12 protein-coding genes are annotated in these 16542 nt (G+C 65.0%); 10 read left to right on the forward strand and 2 right to left on the reverse strand.

All coding sequences use genetic code 11. The features are described 5' to 3' along the window. The first annotated feature begins 46 nt into the window (after positions 1 to 46). The 6 genes from ACQR1B_RS19685 to ACQR1B_RS19710 all read left to right on the forward strand — a co-directional run bounded on the left by ACQR1B_RS19685 (position 47) and on the right by ACQR1B_RS19710 (position 7815). Complete coding sequence (locus ACQR1B_RS19685; RefSeq protein ID WP_434833322.1) at positions 47 to 2458, forward strand: TonB-dependent receptor family protein; 2412 nt, start codon at positions 47 to 49, stop codon at positions 2456 to 2458. Positions 2459 to 2466: 8 nt separating this feature from the next. Continuing rightward, the gene (locus ACQR1B_RS19690) at positions 2467 to 3693 is read left to right on the forward strand and encodes a sialidase family protein (protein WP_434833321.1); all 1227 of its coding nucleotides are present in this window, start codon (positions 2467 to 2469) and stop codon (positions 3691 to 3693) included. Further along, on the forward strand, positions 3690 to 4187 hold the full coding sequence (locus ACQR1B_RS19695; protein ID WP_434833320.1) for a TlpA family protein disulfide reductase: 498 nt from the start codon (positions 3690 to 3692) through the stop codon (positions 4185 to 4187). The genes ACQR1B_RS19690 and ACQR1B_RS19695 overlap by 4 nt, the downstream gene beginning before the upstream one ends. Before the next feature lie 210 nt (positions 4188 to 4397). After that, on the forward strand, positions 4398 to 5732 hold the full coding sequence (gene proS, locus ACQR1B_RS19700) for a proline--tRNA ligase (RefSeq protein WP_434833319.1): 1335 nt from the start codon (positions 4398 to 4400) through the stop codon (positions 5730 to 5732). A gap of 93 nt (positions 5733 to 5825) precedes the next feature. Beyond that, on the forward strand, positions 5826 to 7106 hold the full coding sequence (locus ACQR1B_RS19705) for a lipoprotein-releasing ABC transporter permease subunit (protein ID WP_434833318.1): 1281 nt from the start codon (positions 5826 to 5828) through the stop codon (positions 7104 to 7106). A gap of 7 nt (positions 7107 to 7113) precedes the next feature. After that, positions 7114 to 7815, forward strand: a complete 702-nt coding sequence (locus ACQR1B_RS19710; protein WP_434833317.1) for an ABC transporter ATP-binding protein — start codon at positions 7114 to 7116, stop codon at positions 7813 to 7815. An 11-nt stretch (positions 7816 to 7826) separates the two neighbouring features. Here ACQR1B_RS19710 and ACQR1B_RS19715 read toward each other — a convergent pair whose 3' ends face one another. Further along, a complete protein-coding gene (locus ACQR1B_RS19715; protein WP_434833316.1) occupies positions 7827 to 8906 on the reverse strand; it encodes an alcohol dehydrogenase catalytic domain-containing protein in 1080 nt (359 codons plus the stop codon). 127 nt (positions 8907 to 9033) lie between these two features. Between ACQR1B_RS19715 and ACQR1B_RS19720 the strand changes: the two genes are divergently transcribed. Further along, positions 9034 to 9804, forward strand: coding sequence for a helix-turn-helix transcriptional regulator (locus tag ACQR1B_RS19720; RefSeq protein ID WP_434833315.1), 771 nt, complete (start codon positions 9034 to 9036; stop codon positions 9802 to 9804). A 464-nt stretch (positions 9805 to 10268) separates the two neighbouring features. Next, a complete protein-coding gene (locus tag ACQR1B_RS19725; protein WP_434833314.1) occupies positions 10269 to 11039 on the forward strand; it encodes an outer membrane protein in 771 nt (256 codons plus the stop codon). Between the two features lie 121 nt (positions 11040 to 11160). On the opposite strand, the gene ACQR1B_RS19730 is transcribed toward ACQR1B_RS19725, so the two are convergent. After that, positions 11161 to 11496, reverse strand: coding sequence for a DUF3551 domain-containing protein (locus tag ACQR1B_RS19730; RefSeq protein WP_434833313.1), 336 nt, complete (start codon positions 11494 to 11496; stop codon positions 11161 to 11163). Positions 11497 to 11764: 268 nt separating this feature from the next. Here ACQR1B_RS19730 and ACQR1B_RS19735 point away from each other — a divergent pair, with 268 nt between their 5' ends. Continuing rightward, on the forward strand, positions 11765 to 12478 hold the full coding sequence (locus ACQR1B_RS19735; RefSeq protein WP_434833312.1) for an outer membrane protein: 714 nt from the start codon (positions 11765 to 11767) through the stop codon (positions 12476 to 12478). A 466-nt stretch (positions 12479 to 12944) separates the two neighbouring features. Further along, positions 12945 to 16472, forward strand: a complete 3528-nt coding sequence (gene dnaE / locus ACQR1B_RS19740; RefSeq protein ID WP_434833311.1) for a DNA polymerase III subunit alpha — start codon at positions 12945 to 12947, stop codon at positions 16470 to 16472. Positions 16473 to 16542 lie beyond the last annotated feature (70 nt).

Consider the following 16542-nt stretch of genomic DNA (forward strand, 5'->3'; position numbering starts at 1 on the left):
TGAATCAGGAAGACCGGCCGTGGTGCCGGCATTGGGGAAGTCAAACATGTTCCGTCGTCATGCCCTGGGTGGCGTGAGCGTGATCGCCCTGCAGCTGATGTTGCAGCCGGCCACGATCGCGCACGCCCAGACCGAGAAGGAATTGCCGTCCGTCACCGTCGACGCGCCGCGCGCGGCGGCACCACGAGCCGTGCGCAAGCCGGTCACGCAAGCAGCATCCGTCCGCAGCCGCGCGCCGAAACCGGCCGCCGCATCGGTCGCCGGCGCGTCCGGGCCGGGAGGAGCGGAGTCCGGCCGAGCCTCCAGCGCCGGCGCCGCACGCGACCAGCTCAGCCAGTCGCCGTCCGGCCAGACCGCCACGACCATCGACCGCAGCCGCTACGACGACCGGCCCGCGTTCTCGGTGAGCGACATCCTGCGCGAAAGTCCCGGCGTCTCGGTCAAACAGGGCAACGGCCCGCGCGATTTCGGCATCTCGATCCGCGGCTCCAATGCCCGCAACGGCTTCGCCATCCGCAACATCGCGATCTTCGAGGACGGCTTCCCGGTGACGCAGCCGGACGGCCTGTCGCGCAGCGATATCATCGATCCCCATGCCTACGGCGCTATCGACGTCATCCGCGGGCCGTCGTCGGCGCTCTATGGCAATTATGCGACCGGCGGCGCGCTCAACTTTCGCACCCGCCCGGGCGGCAGCATCGATGGCCTCGAGATCGGCAGCGAGGGCGGCAGCTTCGGCTACCTCAACAACTACATGACGTTCGGCAAGAAGGTCGGCAATTTCGAGGGATCGCTGTTCACGAGCGACGTGCGCGGAGACGGCTATCTCGGCAACAGCTGGTTCAACACCCAGACCGTCAACTTCCTCGGCACCTACAAGGCGACTCCGGACGACCGCTTCACGGTCAAGATCATCAACAACGACCTGTTCACGCGGCTGCCGATCCGCTCGTCATTGACTCAATACTACCAGAATCCTTATCAGCAGGGCTGTACGACGGGGACGCCACTGACGGCCGGCTGCGGCACCGTCACGCTCAACAACAATGGCTTCAACAATTCTGGGGGCATCGAAAAGCAGACCGCACTGCAGGCCGGACTCGGCCGCAACGATCGCCGGACCATCGTGGGCGGCCGCTGGGAGCATGATTTCGATAACAATACGACCTGGCGCAACCAGTTCGTGTTCGACGATCGCAACATCAGCCAGCCGACCGGATCGACCAGCGCCATCGGTGACTATCCGTCGTACAACTACATGAGCGACATCACCAAGAGGGGGGAGATCTTCGGGCTGGAATCGACCACCTTCTTCGGCGCCTTCTACAACACGCTGACGGCTTCAGGCGACACGCGCAACGTGATACCCGGCGGCAACGCGACGCTCGGGGCGTTGTCGGCCAACACCCTGAGCACGACCACCAACTATGGCCTGCGGGCGCGTGAGGAGATCAGGCTGACTTCGGCGCTAACAGCCGTCGCGGGCATCGGATGGGAACAGACCCATCTCAAGGGCGTGAATACCGCCTACAAATATGCGGGTTCGGCCGGGACCGTGAGCACGACCATCACGACGGCAGATCGCCAATTCGACAATCTCGCCCCCGAGCTGGCACTGCTCTACAAGGTGAACAGCGACTGGCTGCTGCGTGCCCGCGTCGCCACGGGCTACGGCACCCCGCAGGTCTCGAATCTGTTCGTCCTGTCGGACGGCTCGGCCGGAAACAACACCGGCCTGAAGTCGCAGAGCAACGTCGGCTACGATCTCGGCTTCGATTGGACGCCAAACCGCGCCGTGACGGTGAGTGCCACCGGCTTCTACGAGTTTTTCCGCAACGAGATCGTCAATCAGGCCACGCCCGTCTCGGGCGTGAGCTATTCCTTCAACGCGCCGCGGTCGGAGCATCGCGGCATCGAGCTGGCTGCGGATTGGAAGTTCCTCCCCGGATGGCAGTTCACGGCCGCGTACACCTATCTCGACGAGATCTACACCGACTATACGGAGAACTTGACCTCTCCAGCGGCAAAGGTCTTCGGCTTCAACCGCGCCGGCAACAAGATTCCGGGGATTTCCCCGAACGAGCTGACGGCCCGGTTCGGCTATGATCACGACAGCGGGAGGTTCGCCGGGCTCGGCGCTTTCGTCGAGGTCCAATGGAAGGATTCCTTCTATATGGACAATGCGAACCTGTTGAAGGCACCCGGCTATGAACTCGTCAATCTCAACGTCCACTACAAGACCGAGCTGCCGTCCGACACCTTCAAGTCGATCAACGTCTTCTTCGAGGTCAGAAACCTGTTCGACCGGACCTACATTGCTTCGGCCAACAACATCTCGAATACGGTGACGAAGGCAGGGGTTCAGGATTCGGCCAGTGTTCTGGCGAATACAACCAACTCGATCTACGCCGGTTCGCCGCGCGCGTTCCTGGCTGGCATGAAGGTGGCATTCCGATGAGGGACGACATGACGAGGACTTCATGGCTTCGGAGCGGTCTCGCTGGCCTGGCGATCGCCTTGCTCTGTCCGCTGACGGCGGGGGCCCAGATGGCGCACCAGCACGGGTCGGATGCGGCATGCGAGGGCACCGAGCTCCGATGTGCGACCAAGGTGACGCCTTTCTTCGACGCGAACGGGACGTTGTGGCTGGCCTGGATGGCCGGCGGACGGATCTCGGTCGCGAGCTCGACCGATACGGGAGGCAGCTATTCGGCCGCGGTGCCGGTCACCACGCAGCGACTCGACCTGGATTGGGGGCCGGACGCCCGGCCGAAGCTCGTGGTCGATCGGAAGGGTGGGATCGCCGTGGCGTTCTCGACGTTCCGCGACCAGGCCTTCAACGGGCAGGTGTTCTATGCGCGTTCCGGCGACGGCGGCAGCAGCTTCGCGCCGATCCAGCCGATCACGTCCAGCAACGAGAGCCAGCGCTTCGAAGCGCTGGCGCTCGACGAGGACGGGAGCATCTTCGTGGCCTGGCTCGACAAGAGGAATCGCGTGCCGGCCAGGGAGGCCGGGCGCGCCTACGACGGGGCAGGGCTGTTCTTCTCCTCGTCGCACGATGGCGGCATCACCTATGCGGAGGCGTCGCTGGCCCAGGACAACACCTGTGAATGCTGCAGGCTCGGCGTTGCCTTCGCCGGACCGGGACGCCCGGTCGTCGTCTTCCGCAACATCTTCGAGGGCGGCATTCGCGACCACGCCGTCGTGACGTTCGACGGCCTCGCAGCGCCAGGGCGGGTCTACCGGGTCAGCACCGACGACTGGCAGATCAAGGCCTGTCCGCATCACGGGCCCAGCCTGTCCGTTGCTCCCACCGGGACGTATCACGTCGCCTGGTTCACGAATGGCAGGGCGCGCAAGGGCTTGTTCTATGCGCATTCGCGCGACGGCGGACGGACCTTCTCGGAGCCGATGGCGATCGGTCAGGCCGATCGCAATCCGACCCGTCCCTATGTGCTCTCGACCAACGCCGTCACGAGCCTGGCATGGAAGGAATTCGACGGCGAGCGCACCAGCGTGATGGTGATGCAATCCCATGACGACGGCGAGACCTGGTCCAAGCCACGTGTGGTCGCGAGCACCGACAATGCGTCGGATCACCCGCTGCTCATCGCCAATGACAGGCAGATCTTCCTGTCATGGATGACCAAGGCGGACGGCTATCGGTTGCAGGCGATCGGAGACGAGTCATGAAACGCGCATTGGCGGCTCTCGCGATCCTTGGCGTCGCAGCTCTGACCGGTGCGAGCACCGTGGCTGCCCCGTCGCTGAAACCGTTCGAACGCGGCAGTTGGCGGCAGGTGCTGCGGGCTCATGCCGGCCGTCCGACCCTGATCCATTTCTGGGGTGTGACCTGCGGTCCCTGCAAGATCGAGCTGCCGCAACTCGGCAAGTTCATGGCGGATCACCCCGGGATCGACGTCGTCACCGTCAGCGCCGACCTCGTCCCCAATCTCGATACGGCGACACAGGCCATGCTGGACAAGGCCGGCCTCGCCGCGGCCGAGAACTTCATCTTCAACGACGGCTACGTCGAGCGGCTGCGGTTCGAGATCGATCCGTCCTGGCAGGGCGACATTCCACGCACCATGCTCGTCAGCCGCGACGGCACGATCTCGACCATCGAGGGCAGCGCCGAGATCAGCGATCTCGACAAATGGTCGTCGGAGCAGGGCCGTTCGCAATAGAACGGCCCGGGCAGGGGACTTGGCCGGTGCCGTAGCCACGGCCGGTCCCAGAGAGGGTGCTGCAGCCGGTTCATCCACCACCTCAGCAGAACCAGCAAAATGATTGGGAATCCGGTGGCTTAGCCGCTTTTTCTCAAACCCAGTCTTGTGTTTTGCCGCCTGATCCGGTTTGACTGCGCCAGCCCGCCCCGAATCCCGAAGGCCCATCCCATGCGTCTGACGCGGTTTTTCCTGCCCATTCTGAAAGAAAACCCGAAGGAAGCCGAGATCGTCTCGCATCGGTTGATGCTGCGCGCCGGCATGCTGCGGCAGGAGGCCGCCGGCATCTATGCCTGGCTGCCGCTGGGCTTCAAGGTCCTGAAGAAGATCGAGCAGATCGTCCGCGAGGAGCAGAACCGCGCCGGTGCGCTGGAGCTGTTGATGCCGACCCTGCAACTCGCCGACCTCTGGCGCGAGAGCGGCCGCTACGACGCCTATGGTCCGGAGATGCTACGCATCGCCGATCGCCACAAGCGTGAGTTGTTGTACGGGCCGACCAACGAGGAAATGATCACGGAAATCTTCCGTGCCTATGTGAAGTCCTACCGCAACCTGCCGCTCAATCTCTATCATATCCAATGGAAATTCCGCGACGAGCAGCGTCCGCGCTTCGGCGTGATGCGCGGCCGCGAATTCCTGATGAAGGACGCCTATTCGTTCGATCTGGACGAGGCCGGCGCGCGGCGCGCCTACAACAGGATGTTCGTCGCCTATTTGCGCACCTTCGCCCGCATGGGCCTGAAGGGCATCCCGATGCGCGCCGAGACCGGCCCGATCGGCGGCGATCTCAGCCACGAGTTCATCGTGCTGGCCGAGACCGGCGAGTCCGGCGTCTATTGCGACCGCAACGTGCTCGACCTGCCGATTCCGCCGGAATCCGTCGACTATGACGGCGACCTGACGCCGATCATCAAGGAGTGGACCTCGCTCTACGCCGCGACCGAGGACGTCCACGACGCGGCCCGCTTCGAGGCCGAGGTGCCGGCGGACCGCCGCGTCAACACCCGCGGCATCGAGGTCGGCCAGATCTTCTATTTCGGAACGAAATATTCCGAGCCGATGAAGGCGCTCGTCGCCGGGCCCGACGGGGCGGAGGTCACCGTCCATGGCGGCTCCTATGGCGTCGGTGTCTCGCGGCTGGCCGGTGCCATCATCGAGGCCTGTCACGACGATGCCGGCATCAAATGGCCGGAGGAGGTGGCGCCGTTCCGGGCCGTCATCCTCAACCTGAAGCAGGGCGGCTCCGACACCGATGCGGCCTGCGAGCAGCTCTATCGCGATCTCCTCGCCAAGGGCGTCGATGTGCTCTATGACGACACCGAGCAGCGGGCCGGCGCGAAATTCGCGACCGCCGATCTCATCGGCATTCCCTGGCAGATCATGGTGGGTCCCAAAGGCCTGGCCGAGGGCAAGGTCGAGGTGAAGACGCGCAGCGACGGCGCGCGGCAGATGATGTCGCCGGCCGATGTCGTGGCACGGCTCGGCGGCGGACCCTCGGCCGGCTGATCCGTTCGGTCGATCATCGGATTATCCACCGGGCAGCCGCCCGCCTACGGCCAATCCGGCCACAATCGGCCCGAATCATGGGATGATCGCGCAATGGATGACGCCATGACCGAACCCGTGCAGACCGCGCCCTTCGCCCCCTTCGAGTGGATGCTGTCGGGACGCTATCTCCGTGCCCGGCGCCGCGAAGGTTTCATCTCCGTGATCGCAGGGTTCTCCTTCCTCGGCATCATGCTGGGCGTCGCGACGCTGATCATCGTGATGGCCGTGATGAACGGCTTCCGCAAGGAACTGCTCGACAAGATCCTCGGTCTCAACGGCCACCTTCTGGTGCAGCCGCTGGAATCGCCATTGACCGACTGGAAGGACGTCTCCGACCGGATCTCGCAGGTGCAGGGCATCCGCCTCGCCGCGCCCGTGGTCGACGGCCAGGGGCTGGGCTCGTCGCCGTTCAATGCCTCCGGCGTGTTCATCCGCGGCATCCGCTCGCAGGACCTCGTGAACCTGACGTCGATCGCCAAGAACATCAAGCAGGGCACGCTCGAAGGCTTCGACGAAGGCCAGGGTGTCGCGATCGGCCGCCGGCTGGCGGACCTGCTGTCGCTCCATGCCGGCGACAGCATCACGCTGGTCGCGCCGAAGGGCGCGGTGACGCCGATGGGCACAACGCCCCGCATCAAGCCCTACAAGGTCGCGGCGGTGTTCGAGATCGGCATGTCGGAATATGATTCCAGCTTCGTGTTCATGCCGCTGTCGGAAGCGCAGGCCTATTTCAACCGCAACAACGACGTCACCGCGATCGAGATCTTCACCAGCAATCCCGACAAGGTGGAGCAGTTCCGCAAGACCGTGACCGAGGCGGCGGGCCGGCCGGTCTTCCTGGTCGACTGGCGACAGCGCAATTCCACCTTCTTCAACGCGCTTCAGGTCGAGCGCAACGTGATGTTCCTGATCCTCACGCTGATCGTCCTGGTCGCGGCGCTCAACATCGTCTCCGGGCTGATCATGCTGGTGAAGGACAAGGGGCAGGATATCGCCGTGCTCCGGACGATGGGCGCGTCGCAGGGCGCGATCATGCGGATCTTCCTGATCACCGGCGCCTCGATCGGCGTGGTCGGCACGCTGACCGGGTTCGTCGTCGGCTTGCTGATCTGCATGAACATCGAGACCATCCGGCTGTTTCTGTCCTGGCTGACCAACACCGACCTGTTCGATCCGACGCTCTACTTCCTGTCGAAGCTGCCGGCCGAGATCGATGCCGGTGAGACCAGCGCGGTCGTCATCATGGCCCTGACCCTGTCCTTTCTGGCCACGCTCTATCCATCCTGGCGCGCCGCCCGATTAGACCCGGTCGAAGCGCTTCGCTACGAATGAGGCGCTGATGGACGAGCAGGGGGCGGAGGACGTCCCGGTCGTTTACCTCCACGAGGTCAAGCGCCGGTACACGCAGGGTGAGAAGCAGCTGACGATCCTGGACGGCGCCAAGCTGGCGCTGTGGGCCGGGCAGTCGGTGGCGCTGGTGGCGCCGTCGGGCTCGGGCAAATCGACGCTGCTGCACATTGCGGGCCTGCTGGAGAGCCCCGACGAGGGCGAGGTCTATGTCGGAGGCGTGCCGACATCGCAGCTCACCGACATCGAGCGCACCCAGATGCGCCGCACCGACATCGGTTTCGTCTACCAGTCGCACCGGCTGCTGCCGGAATTCACGGCGCTGGAGAACGTGATGCTGCCGCAGATGATCCGCGGCCTGAAGCGTTCGGAGACGGTGAAGCGGGCGAGCGAAATCCTCGCTTATCTCGGCCTCAGCGAGCGCATCAAGCACCGCCCGGCCGAGCTCTCCGGCGGCGAGCAGCAGCGCGTCGCGATCGCGCGTGCCGTCGCCAACGCGCCGCGCGCGCTGCTGGCGGACGAGCCGACCGGCAATCTCGATCCCGGGACCGCCGATCACGTCTTCAATGCCCTGATGCAGCTCGTCAAGGCGACGCGGGTCGCGATGCTGATCGCGACCCACAACATGGAGCTGGCCGGCCGCATGGACCGGCGCGTCTCGATCGTCGGCGGCAAGGTGGTCGAGCTCGACTGAACCGGTTGTCGTCAGGGCTTGATGACCGTCATCCTGAACGGTTCGCGATGCTCGGCGGCGTGGGTGACGGCTTCGTTGGCGTGATCGAGATCGAAACAGGTCGGCTCGAACTGCGTGAGGTCGATTAGTCCGGCCTTGATCAGCCCCACCATCCTGACCGCCGCGCTCGCCGGGTACATCCAGACGCCCTGGATCGTGACGCAGTTGCGCATGATCCAGGGATAGGGGAGCTCGAGGCCGGGGCCGCCCAGCATGCCGACGCCTCCCATCAGCACGACGCGACCATAGGGACGCACCGCCATGATGGCCGGCCGCACGACGTTGGCCGTGACCGACGGCGGCATGATGTCGAGAACGCAGTCGATCGCGCCGGGCGCGGCGCGCGTCATGCGCCGGGCGTCCTCGGTTTCATCGCCGGAGAGTTTGACCGGATGGACTCGGGATCCGAACCTGCGCGTCAGCTCCGCCAGCATGGCGTCGTTGCGGCCGGGCGCTACGACGGCAGCGGCGCCCATGGCGAGCGCGACCGCGACCGCGGCGCTGCCGAACCGGCCGGTGGCGCCGCTGACCAGCACGATTTCTCCAGCCTGCAGTTTGGCGGCGAGAAAGCCGCCATAGGGCACGAGCAGGGTACCGAGCGCGCACCACCGCGCCGCGTCAGCAGGGTCGATGACACCGATCGGTTTGGCATTCTCTGTCGGCACGCGCATGCGCTCGGCAAACGAGCCGTGCCGGAAATGCCGTTGCAGCCTCAGGCCGCCCGGTCCGCGCGCGCTCAGGCCCTGCAGATTGATGTCGGGGGCGATGGCGTTGTCACGCGAGCGCACTGTCGGATCGCAGTAAACCCAGTCGCCGATCGCAAGATGCGTCGCATCGGGACCGAGCGCGCTGACACGGCCGATGCCGCCCGTCCCCGGGATGACAGGCAGCTCCAGCAGATACTGCCGTTCGCCGCTGAACACCTCGTTCGCATAGGACAGCACGCCTGCTGCGACGATGTCGACGATGATCTCGCCGGTGCCGAGCAAGGGGTCCTCGACCTCTTCGACATCGAGCGGCGATCCAAAGCGTTTCAGTACGGCGGCCTTCATGATCCTTCTCCATTCCGCTGGTGGCGAAGGCTCAGCCTGCAGGTCTATGCTTCGCGCTGGAAGGCCTGGTATTATCCTAGGATTGAGGACGCCCAGCCTCGGAACTCGGGCCTGTCGGGAACGAACCATGAGCGATCTGAGACATGTCGAACTCGGAAACTTCCTGCGATCCCGACGCGAGAAGTTGACGCCGCAGGCGGTCGGACTCGCGGCCGGGCGGCGGCGCCGCACCGCGGGTCTACGGCGAGAGGAAGTTGCAGAACTCGCCGGCATCGGTGTCGATTGGTACGTCCGCCTCGAGCAGGGCCGCGCCGTGAAGCCATCGTCCTCGACCATCGACGCGTTGGCGCGCGCCCTGCGCCTCACCCGAACGGAGCATGCTCACCTCAAGGCGCTGGCGCGCGGTCCTGCGCGCAGGCCGTTCGTGCGAGAAGAGGTCCCGGTCCGACTTCGCGAACTCGTGCAGAGTCTCAATCAGCCGGCCTACATCTCAGGACGACGATGGGACGTGCTGGCCTGGAATGCCGCGGCGGATGAGATCTTCGGGTTCTCACGGCTCGCTGACGAGGAGCGCAACACGCTGCTGCTCATGCTGTGCAGGCCGGGCGTGCGCCGGCTGTTCGGTGCGCAGTGGAAGGATCTGGCGAGACGGATGGTCGCGCAGTTTCGCGCGACGTACGATCTGTGGGCAGGCGATCCTGCTTTCGTCGACCTGGTTGCGCGGCTGCGGTCCGGCAGTCGTGAGTTCGAAGAGTTGTGGGCAGCCCACGACGTCAACGCGCTTGCTGCAGGCGAGAAGCTCCTCGAACATCCGAAGAGGGGGCGCGTGAAACTCCGGTATGCGACGTTTCAGTCCAACGACGATCCTGCGCTGAAGCTTGCGATCTACTACACGTGATCGTCGCGGCTTGCTTGCGTACAAGCGTGCGATCAGCGGCGATGACGAATCGCTGCTGGCGTGTGAGAGACCATACATTCGTCGGTTTTGCGTATGATGATGCCACGCATTCGCAAGACAGGTCGTGGTGCCCAGAAGAATTCACGACTGAGACGCAACAGGGTTCCTTCCGTGACGGGGAGTTTCTCGGTCACGATCTTGGCGTAGCCCGCATTGTGGCGCGCGATAGACAGCGGTCACGACTCCTCCATATATCTTATTAGTTGTTTGTTCATGGGGCGGCGAAGTCCCATGAAAACAGGCATTTGAGTGAAACCCCATAAAAGCCGGAAAGAATGCGTCTGATCTGCGCATCAAGTGTTCTCGATGCAGCGCGTGCGAAGGCGCGTTCGCTTCGTCGCGCTACATGTTTTTGAACGGAACAGAGGGGCTTGGGGACCTTGGGACAGCAGCTACGGAGTTCGATGATGAAAACGCTTTTCGGCGCAACGGTGGGGCTCGGCGCAATGGCCGTGGCGGCATCTGCTTTCGCAGCTGATCTTCCAATGAAGAAGGCCTACACCAAGGCTCCGCCCGCCGTCATGGCGACGGTGTACGACTGGAGCGGTTTCTATGTCGGCTTCAACGCCGGCGGCGGCTCCAGTCGCGACTGCTGGAATCTGGTCTCGAACGGCGGCGTTGCCGTCAATCCTGCCGCAAATCGCGAAGGCTGCTCCGGCGGCGGCGGAGCGGCCGTCGGTGGCCAGGTCGGCTACCGCTACCAGATGGCCAACTGGGTGTTCGGCGTCGAGGCGCAGGGCGACTGGGCCAACTTCAAGGGCACGAACCGCAACCTGATTCTTCCGAATGTCAGCGACCGCTCACGCACCAACGGATTCGGCCTGTTCACCGGCCAGGTGGGTTACGCCTTCGACAACATTCTGGGCTACGTCAAGGGCGGCGCCGCAGTCGTCGGCGATCGCTACGACACCTTCACGACCGGCACCAACGTGATGCTCGACCGCGCCAACACGACTCGTTGGGGCGCCACCATCGGTGCAGGTCTCGAATACGGCTTTGCTCCGAACTGGTCGGTCGGCGTCGAATACGACCACATCTTCCTCGGCAACAAGAACCTGAACTTCGTCGCAGCCGCAGGCCAGCCGGCGATGACCCATCGTATCAAGCAGGATGTGGATATCGGGCTCGTGAAGCTGAACTACAAGTTCGGTCCCGGATTCGGGATGATGCGCTGACGATCGTCCATTGCCGACAGCGAGCGTTCGTCGAAGTCATGACTGCGACGAACGCTCGGCTCCGTCTCTCAGCCGCATGGACGGCGGCCTGCGAAAAGGCGCACCGCAGGGCGGCTGCGCCTCAATCCTCTTCGAACTCGAACAGGTTCGGCAGCGGCGCGAACGGATTCGGCGCCGGCGGCCGCGGCTTGATGCGCTGCCTGTGCGGGTAGGGATAAGGCGTCGCGCGCGGGTCGTTGCTGACGCCTGCGAAATAGGGATTGGCGATGCAGTTCAGCAGCCGCCCCGACGCCGTCGCCTGGCACTGCGCATAGGTGTCGAACGTGCAGTTGCTCAAGCCCGGATGCTGATCACCCTGCAGACAGAAAGCATGCCGGACGCCGACGGCCTGAGCCGGGGCATGGGCTGCGACCACGAGGCCGGCCGCGGCCAGGGCCGCAAATAACACGTCACGCATCAACGATCTCCCCTTCATCCCATGACGACAGAATTCGCGCGTGGCGCAGCGAAAGCGATGCGCGAATGTCTCGTCGTGTGTAGTCGGTCGGCCTTCGATTGCAAATCGGAAAGTTCCCATCAACACACTGTGATTGCAGATTAATTTCCGGACATGTCTCGGCGCCTTTCGGAAGCCGTCTGTGACCGAGAGGCTACAGCAATTGTGGCCGACATCGTTAAGAGATGCGGCTGGCCTGGGGGCCAAATGAGACGAGACTGGACCTGTGATGAAGAAACTTGTGTTGATGACGACGGCGATCGTGGTGCTGGCCTCGCCGGCGCTTGCCGCGGATCTCGCCGCGCGTCCCTACACGAAAGCGCCGCCGCCGGTGATGGCTGCGATCTATGATTGGAGCGGCTTCTACATCGGTGCGAACGGTGGCGGTGGCTGGAGCCACAACACCTGGGATCTGGTTGGTGGCGGTCGTGAGGGCTCGCATGATTCGTCGGGCGGCACCGTCGGCGGCCAGGTCGGCTATCGCTGGCAGATGGGGCAGATCGTGTTCGGCGTCGAGGCGCAGGGCAACTGGGCCGACTTCTCCGGCGACAATGTGAGCTCGCTGTTCGCGACCCGTAACCGCACCAAGACCGATGCGTTCGGGCTGTTCACCGGCCAGGTCGGCTATGCCTGGAACAACGTGCTGCTCTATGCCAAGGGCGGTGCGGCCGTGACCAGCAACACGTACTCGATCACGAACGCGACGACCGGTGCGTCGCTCGGCTCCACCGACGACACGCGTTGGGGTGGGGTGGTCGGTGCCGGCCTCGAATACGGCTTTGCGCCGAACTGGTCGGTGGGCGTCGAATACGACCATCTGTTCATGGATCGTCAGACCGTCAGCTTTGGGGCGGCCGGCTCCGACAGCGTCAAGCAGGACGTCGACCTGTTCACGGCCCGCCTGAACTATCGGTTCGGTGGTCCGGTGGCGACGCGTTACTGATAGTCCGCCGACGATCGATCGGCGGATCGAAAGCCCCGGCGCCCTGCGCCGGGGCTTTTTTCGTGGCCGCACGGCGGATTAACCACATGACGCACCCGGCTGGACAGCACCGAACCAGCGCGCTTGACCTGAGAACGAAAAAGGAACATTGTTCTTCTTATGTTCCAGATCGGGGAGGTCTCCATGCTGAAGGTTTTCGTCGAAGAAGCCGCCGCACTGGCGTCGATCACGCTGTTCGTCGGAATGATCGCGCTCTGGGCGCAAATCATTCCGCAGCTTTGATTTTCCCAGGGATGGGTGCTGGGGAAAAGCCGGACAGCGGGAGAGCGGGCCGGACTCGCTGCCGGCCGATCCGATATCATGCGCCGGCGAGTCGGTCGGGAGATCCGGCCATGACGTCGGTCATGGGCCTTCCTCGGGCCTGCACTCCGCCTTTGGAAGCCCTCAGGGAAGTTGCAAGCCGAGCATGTCCAGCGCCGGATTCGTCCATCTCCACGTCCATTCCGCCTATTCGCTGCTGAAGGGCTCGATCAAGATCGCCAAGCTGGGCGAGCTCGCCAAGGCCGACCGGCAGCCGGCCCTGGCCCTGACCGACACCGACAACATGTTCGGCGGGCTCGAATTCTCCGACAAGATGGCGGGCTACGGCATCCAGCCGATCGTGGGCTGCGAGCTCGCGATCGATTTCGGCGACATGGACCCGAATGCGCGCAATGCGGCGGCGGTGGCGCAGCCGTCGCGCATCGTGCTGCTGGCGGCGCGTGAGGAGGGCTATCGCCACCTCATGCGGCTGAACTCGCGGGCGTTCCTGGAGACGCCGACGCATCAGGCGCCGCACATCAAGTTCGACTGGCTCAAGGACGGCGTCGACGGGGTGATCGCGCTGACGGGCGGGCCGGACGGCCCGATTTCGCTCGCGATCCAGCACGACATGGCGGCGCTGGCAGCGCAGCGCTGCGAGCAGCTGGCGAGCCAGTTCGGTGACCGACTCTACATCGAGCTGCAGCGCCACGGCGTCGAGCGCGAGCGCCGTGTCGAGAGCGGGCTGATCGACATCGCCTACGGCAAGGGCCTGCCGCTGGTCGCCACCAACGAGCCCTATTTCGCGACCGCGGACGACTACGAGGCGCATGATGCGCTGCTGTGCATCGCCGGCGGCCATCTGATCGCCGACGCCGATCGCGTGCAGTTGACGCCCGATCACCGCTTCAAGACCCGCGCCGAGATGGCGGTGCTGTTCGCCGACATCCCCGAGGCGCTGGCCTCGACGGTCGAGATCGCCGAGCGCTGCTCCTACCGGCCGCGCACGCGCAAGCCGATTCTGCCGTTCTTTACCGTCGGCGCCACCGGCAGCGACGCCATTGACGCGGCGAGCGCCGAGGCGGCCGAGCTGAAGCGGCAGGCCGAGGAGGGCCTGGAACGGCGCCTGAAGGTGCACGGCATGGCGCCGGGCATGACCGAGGAGGACTATCAGAAGCGGCTGGCGTTCGAGCTCGACGTCATCATGCGCATGAAATATGCGGGCTACTTCCTGATCGTGTCGGACTTCATCAAATGGGCCAAGGCGCACGGCATCCCGGTCGGGCCGGGCCGCGGCTCCGGCGCAGGCTCCCTTGTCGCCTGGGTCTTGACCATCACCGATCTCGACCCGATGCGGTTCGCGCTGCTGTTCGAGCGCTTCCTCAATCCTGAGCGCGTGTCGATGCCGGACTTCGACATCGACTTCTGCCAGGATCGCCGCGGCGAGGTGATCTCCTACGTGCAGCAGCGCTATGGCCGCGATCAGGTGGCGCAGATCATCACCTTCGGCACCTTGCAGGCGCGCGGCGTGCTGCGCGACGTCGGCCGCGTGCTGCAGATGCCCTATGGCCAGGTCGACAAGCTGACCAAGCTGGTGCCGCAGAATCCGGCCGCGCCCGTCACGCTCGCCGCCGCGATCGAGGGCGAGCCGAAGCTGCAGGCGTTCCGCGACGAGGACCCGGTCGTGGCGCGCGCCTTCGACATCGCGATGCGCCTCGAAGGCCTGACGCGGCACGCCTCGACCCACGCCGCGGGCATCGTCATCGGCGACCGGCCGCTCAGCGAGCTGGTGCCGATGTATCGCGATCCGAAATCCGACATGCCGGTCACCCAGTTCAACATGAAGTGGGTCGAGCCGGCGGGCCTCGTCAAGTTCGACTTCCTCGGCCTGAAGACGCTGACCGTGCTCGACGTCGCGGTGAAGCTCCTGAAGCAGCGCGACATCCATGTCGATCTGGCGACCCTGCCGATCGACGATGCGCCGAGCTATCAGATGCTGGCCCGCGGCGACGTGGTCGGCGTGTTCCAGGTTGAAAGTCAGGGCATGCGGCGGGCGCTGATCGACATGCGCCCCGACCGCTTCGAGGACATCATCGCGCTGGTCGCGCTGTATCGCCCGGGCCCGATGGCCAACATCCCGACCTATTGCGCCCGCAAGCACGGCGAGGAGGAGCCGGAATATCTGCATCCGATCCTGGAGCCGATCCTGAAGGAGACGTTCGGCGTCATCATCTACCAGGAGCAGGTGATGCAGGTCGCGCAGCAGATGTCCGGCTATTCGCTCGGCGAAGCCGACCTGCTGCGCCGGGCCATGGGCAAGAAGATCCGCGCCGAGATGGACAAGCAGCGCGTCCGCTTCGTCGACGGCGCTGTCAAGAACGGCGTGCCGAAGGACCAGGCCGACACCATCTTCGACCTGCTCGCCAAGTTCGCCGACTACGGCTTCAACAAGTCGCACGCCGCCGCCTACGCGCTGGTGTCGTATCACACCGCCTACATGAAGGCGCACTATCCCGTCGAGTTCATCGCGGCGTCGATGACGCTCGATCTCAACAACACCGACAAGCTCTCGGAATTCCGCGCCGAGGCGCAGCGCCTCGGCATCAAGGTCGAGCCGCCCTCGATCAACCGCTCAGGTCCCACCTTCGAGGTCAGCGGCAACACCATCTTCTATGCGCTCGCCGCGCTGAAGGGCGTCGGACCGCAGGCGATCGAGATGATCGTCGAGGCCCGCAACAAAGGCGGCCCGTTCACCTCGCTCGCCGACTTCGCGTCGCGCGTCAATCCGCGCGCGATCAACAAGCGCATCATCGAGACGCTGGCGGCTGCCGGCGCCTTCGACTGTCTCGACAAGAACCGCGCCCGCGTGTTCGCCGGCGCCGATGCGATCGTCGCCGCCTGCCAGCGGGCCAACGAGGCCGCGACCTCCGGCCAGAACGACATGTTCGGCAACGCCGCCGACGCGCCGGCGATCATCCTGCCGAACATCGAGAACTGGCTGCCGGCCGAGCGCCTGCGTCGCGAATATGATGCGATCGGCTTCTTCCTGTCGGGCCATCCGCTCGACGACTACGCCGCCGCGCTGAAGCGGCTGCGGGTGCAGAGCTGGGCCGAGTTCTCGCGCGCGGTGAAGACCGGCGCCACCGCGGGCAAGGTCGCGGCGACCGTGGTGTCGCGCATGGAGCGCCGCACCAAGACCGGCAACAAGATGGGCATCATGGGCCTGTCGGATCCGACCGGGCATTTCGAGGCGGTGCTGTTCTCGGAAGGGCTCGCGCAATATCGCGACGTGCTCGAGCCGGGCGCGGCGGTGCTGCTGCAGCTCGGCGCCGAGCTGCAGGGCGAGGATGTCCGCGCTCGCGTGCTGCATGCCGAGCCGCTCGACGATGCCGCCGCCAAGACGCAGCGCGGCCTGCGCATCTTCCTGCGCGACACCAAGCCGCTCGATTCCATCGTGCGGCGGCTGCAGGGACCGGAGGCCGCATCGGGCAATGGCAACGGGGCATCTGCAAAGGGCACTACCGCGCCACCGGCGCCGCGGGCCGCCGCCGGGGAGGGCGAGGTGTCGCTGGTGATGATGCTCGACCTGGAAACCGAGGTGGAGATGAAGCTGCCCGGCCGCTTCAAGGTTTCGCCACAAATTGCAGGCGCCATCAAGGCGGTGACCGGCGTGGTCGACGTGCAGCAGCTCTAGCTCACCGGCGTTCGTTTGCGGATCAGGCGGCCTCGGGGGGCCGTCCCGCGAGCCGAACGCCGGCGATGGA

The sequence above is a fragment of the Bradyrhizobium oligotrophicum genome (assembly GCF_051168495.1).
GTDB classification, from domain to species: domain Bacteria; phylum Pseudomonadota; class Alphaproteobacteria; order Rhizobiales; family Xanthobacteraceae; genus Bradyrhizobium; species Bradyrhizobium oligotrophicum_A.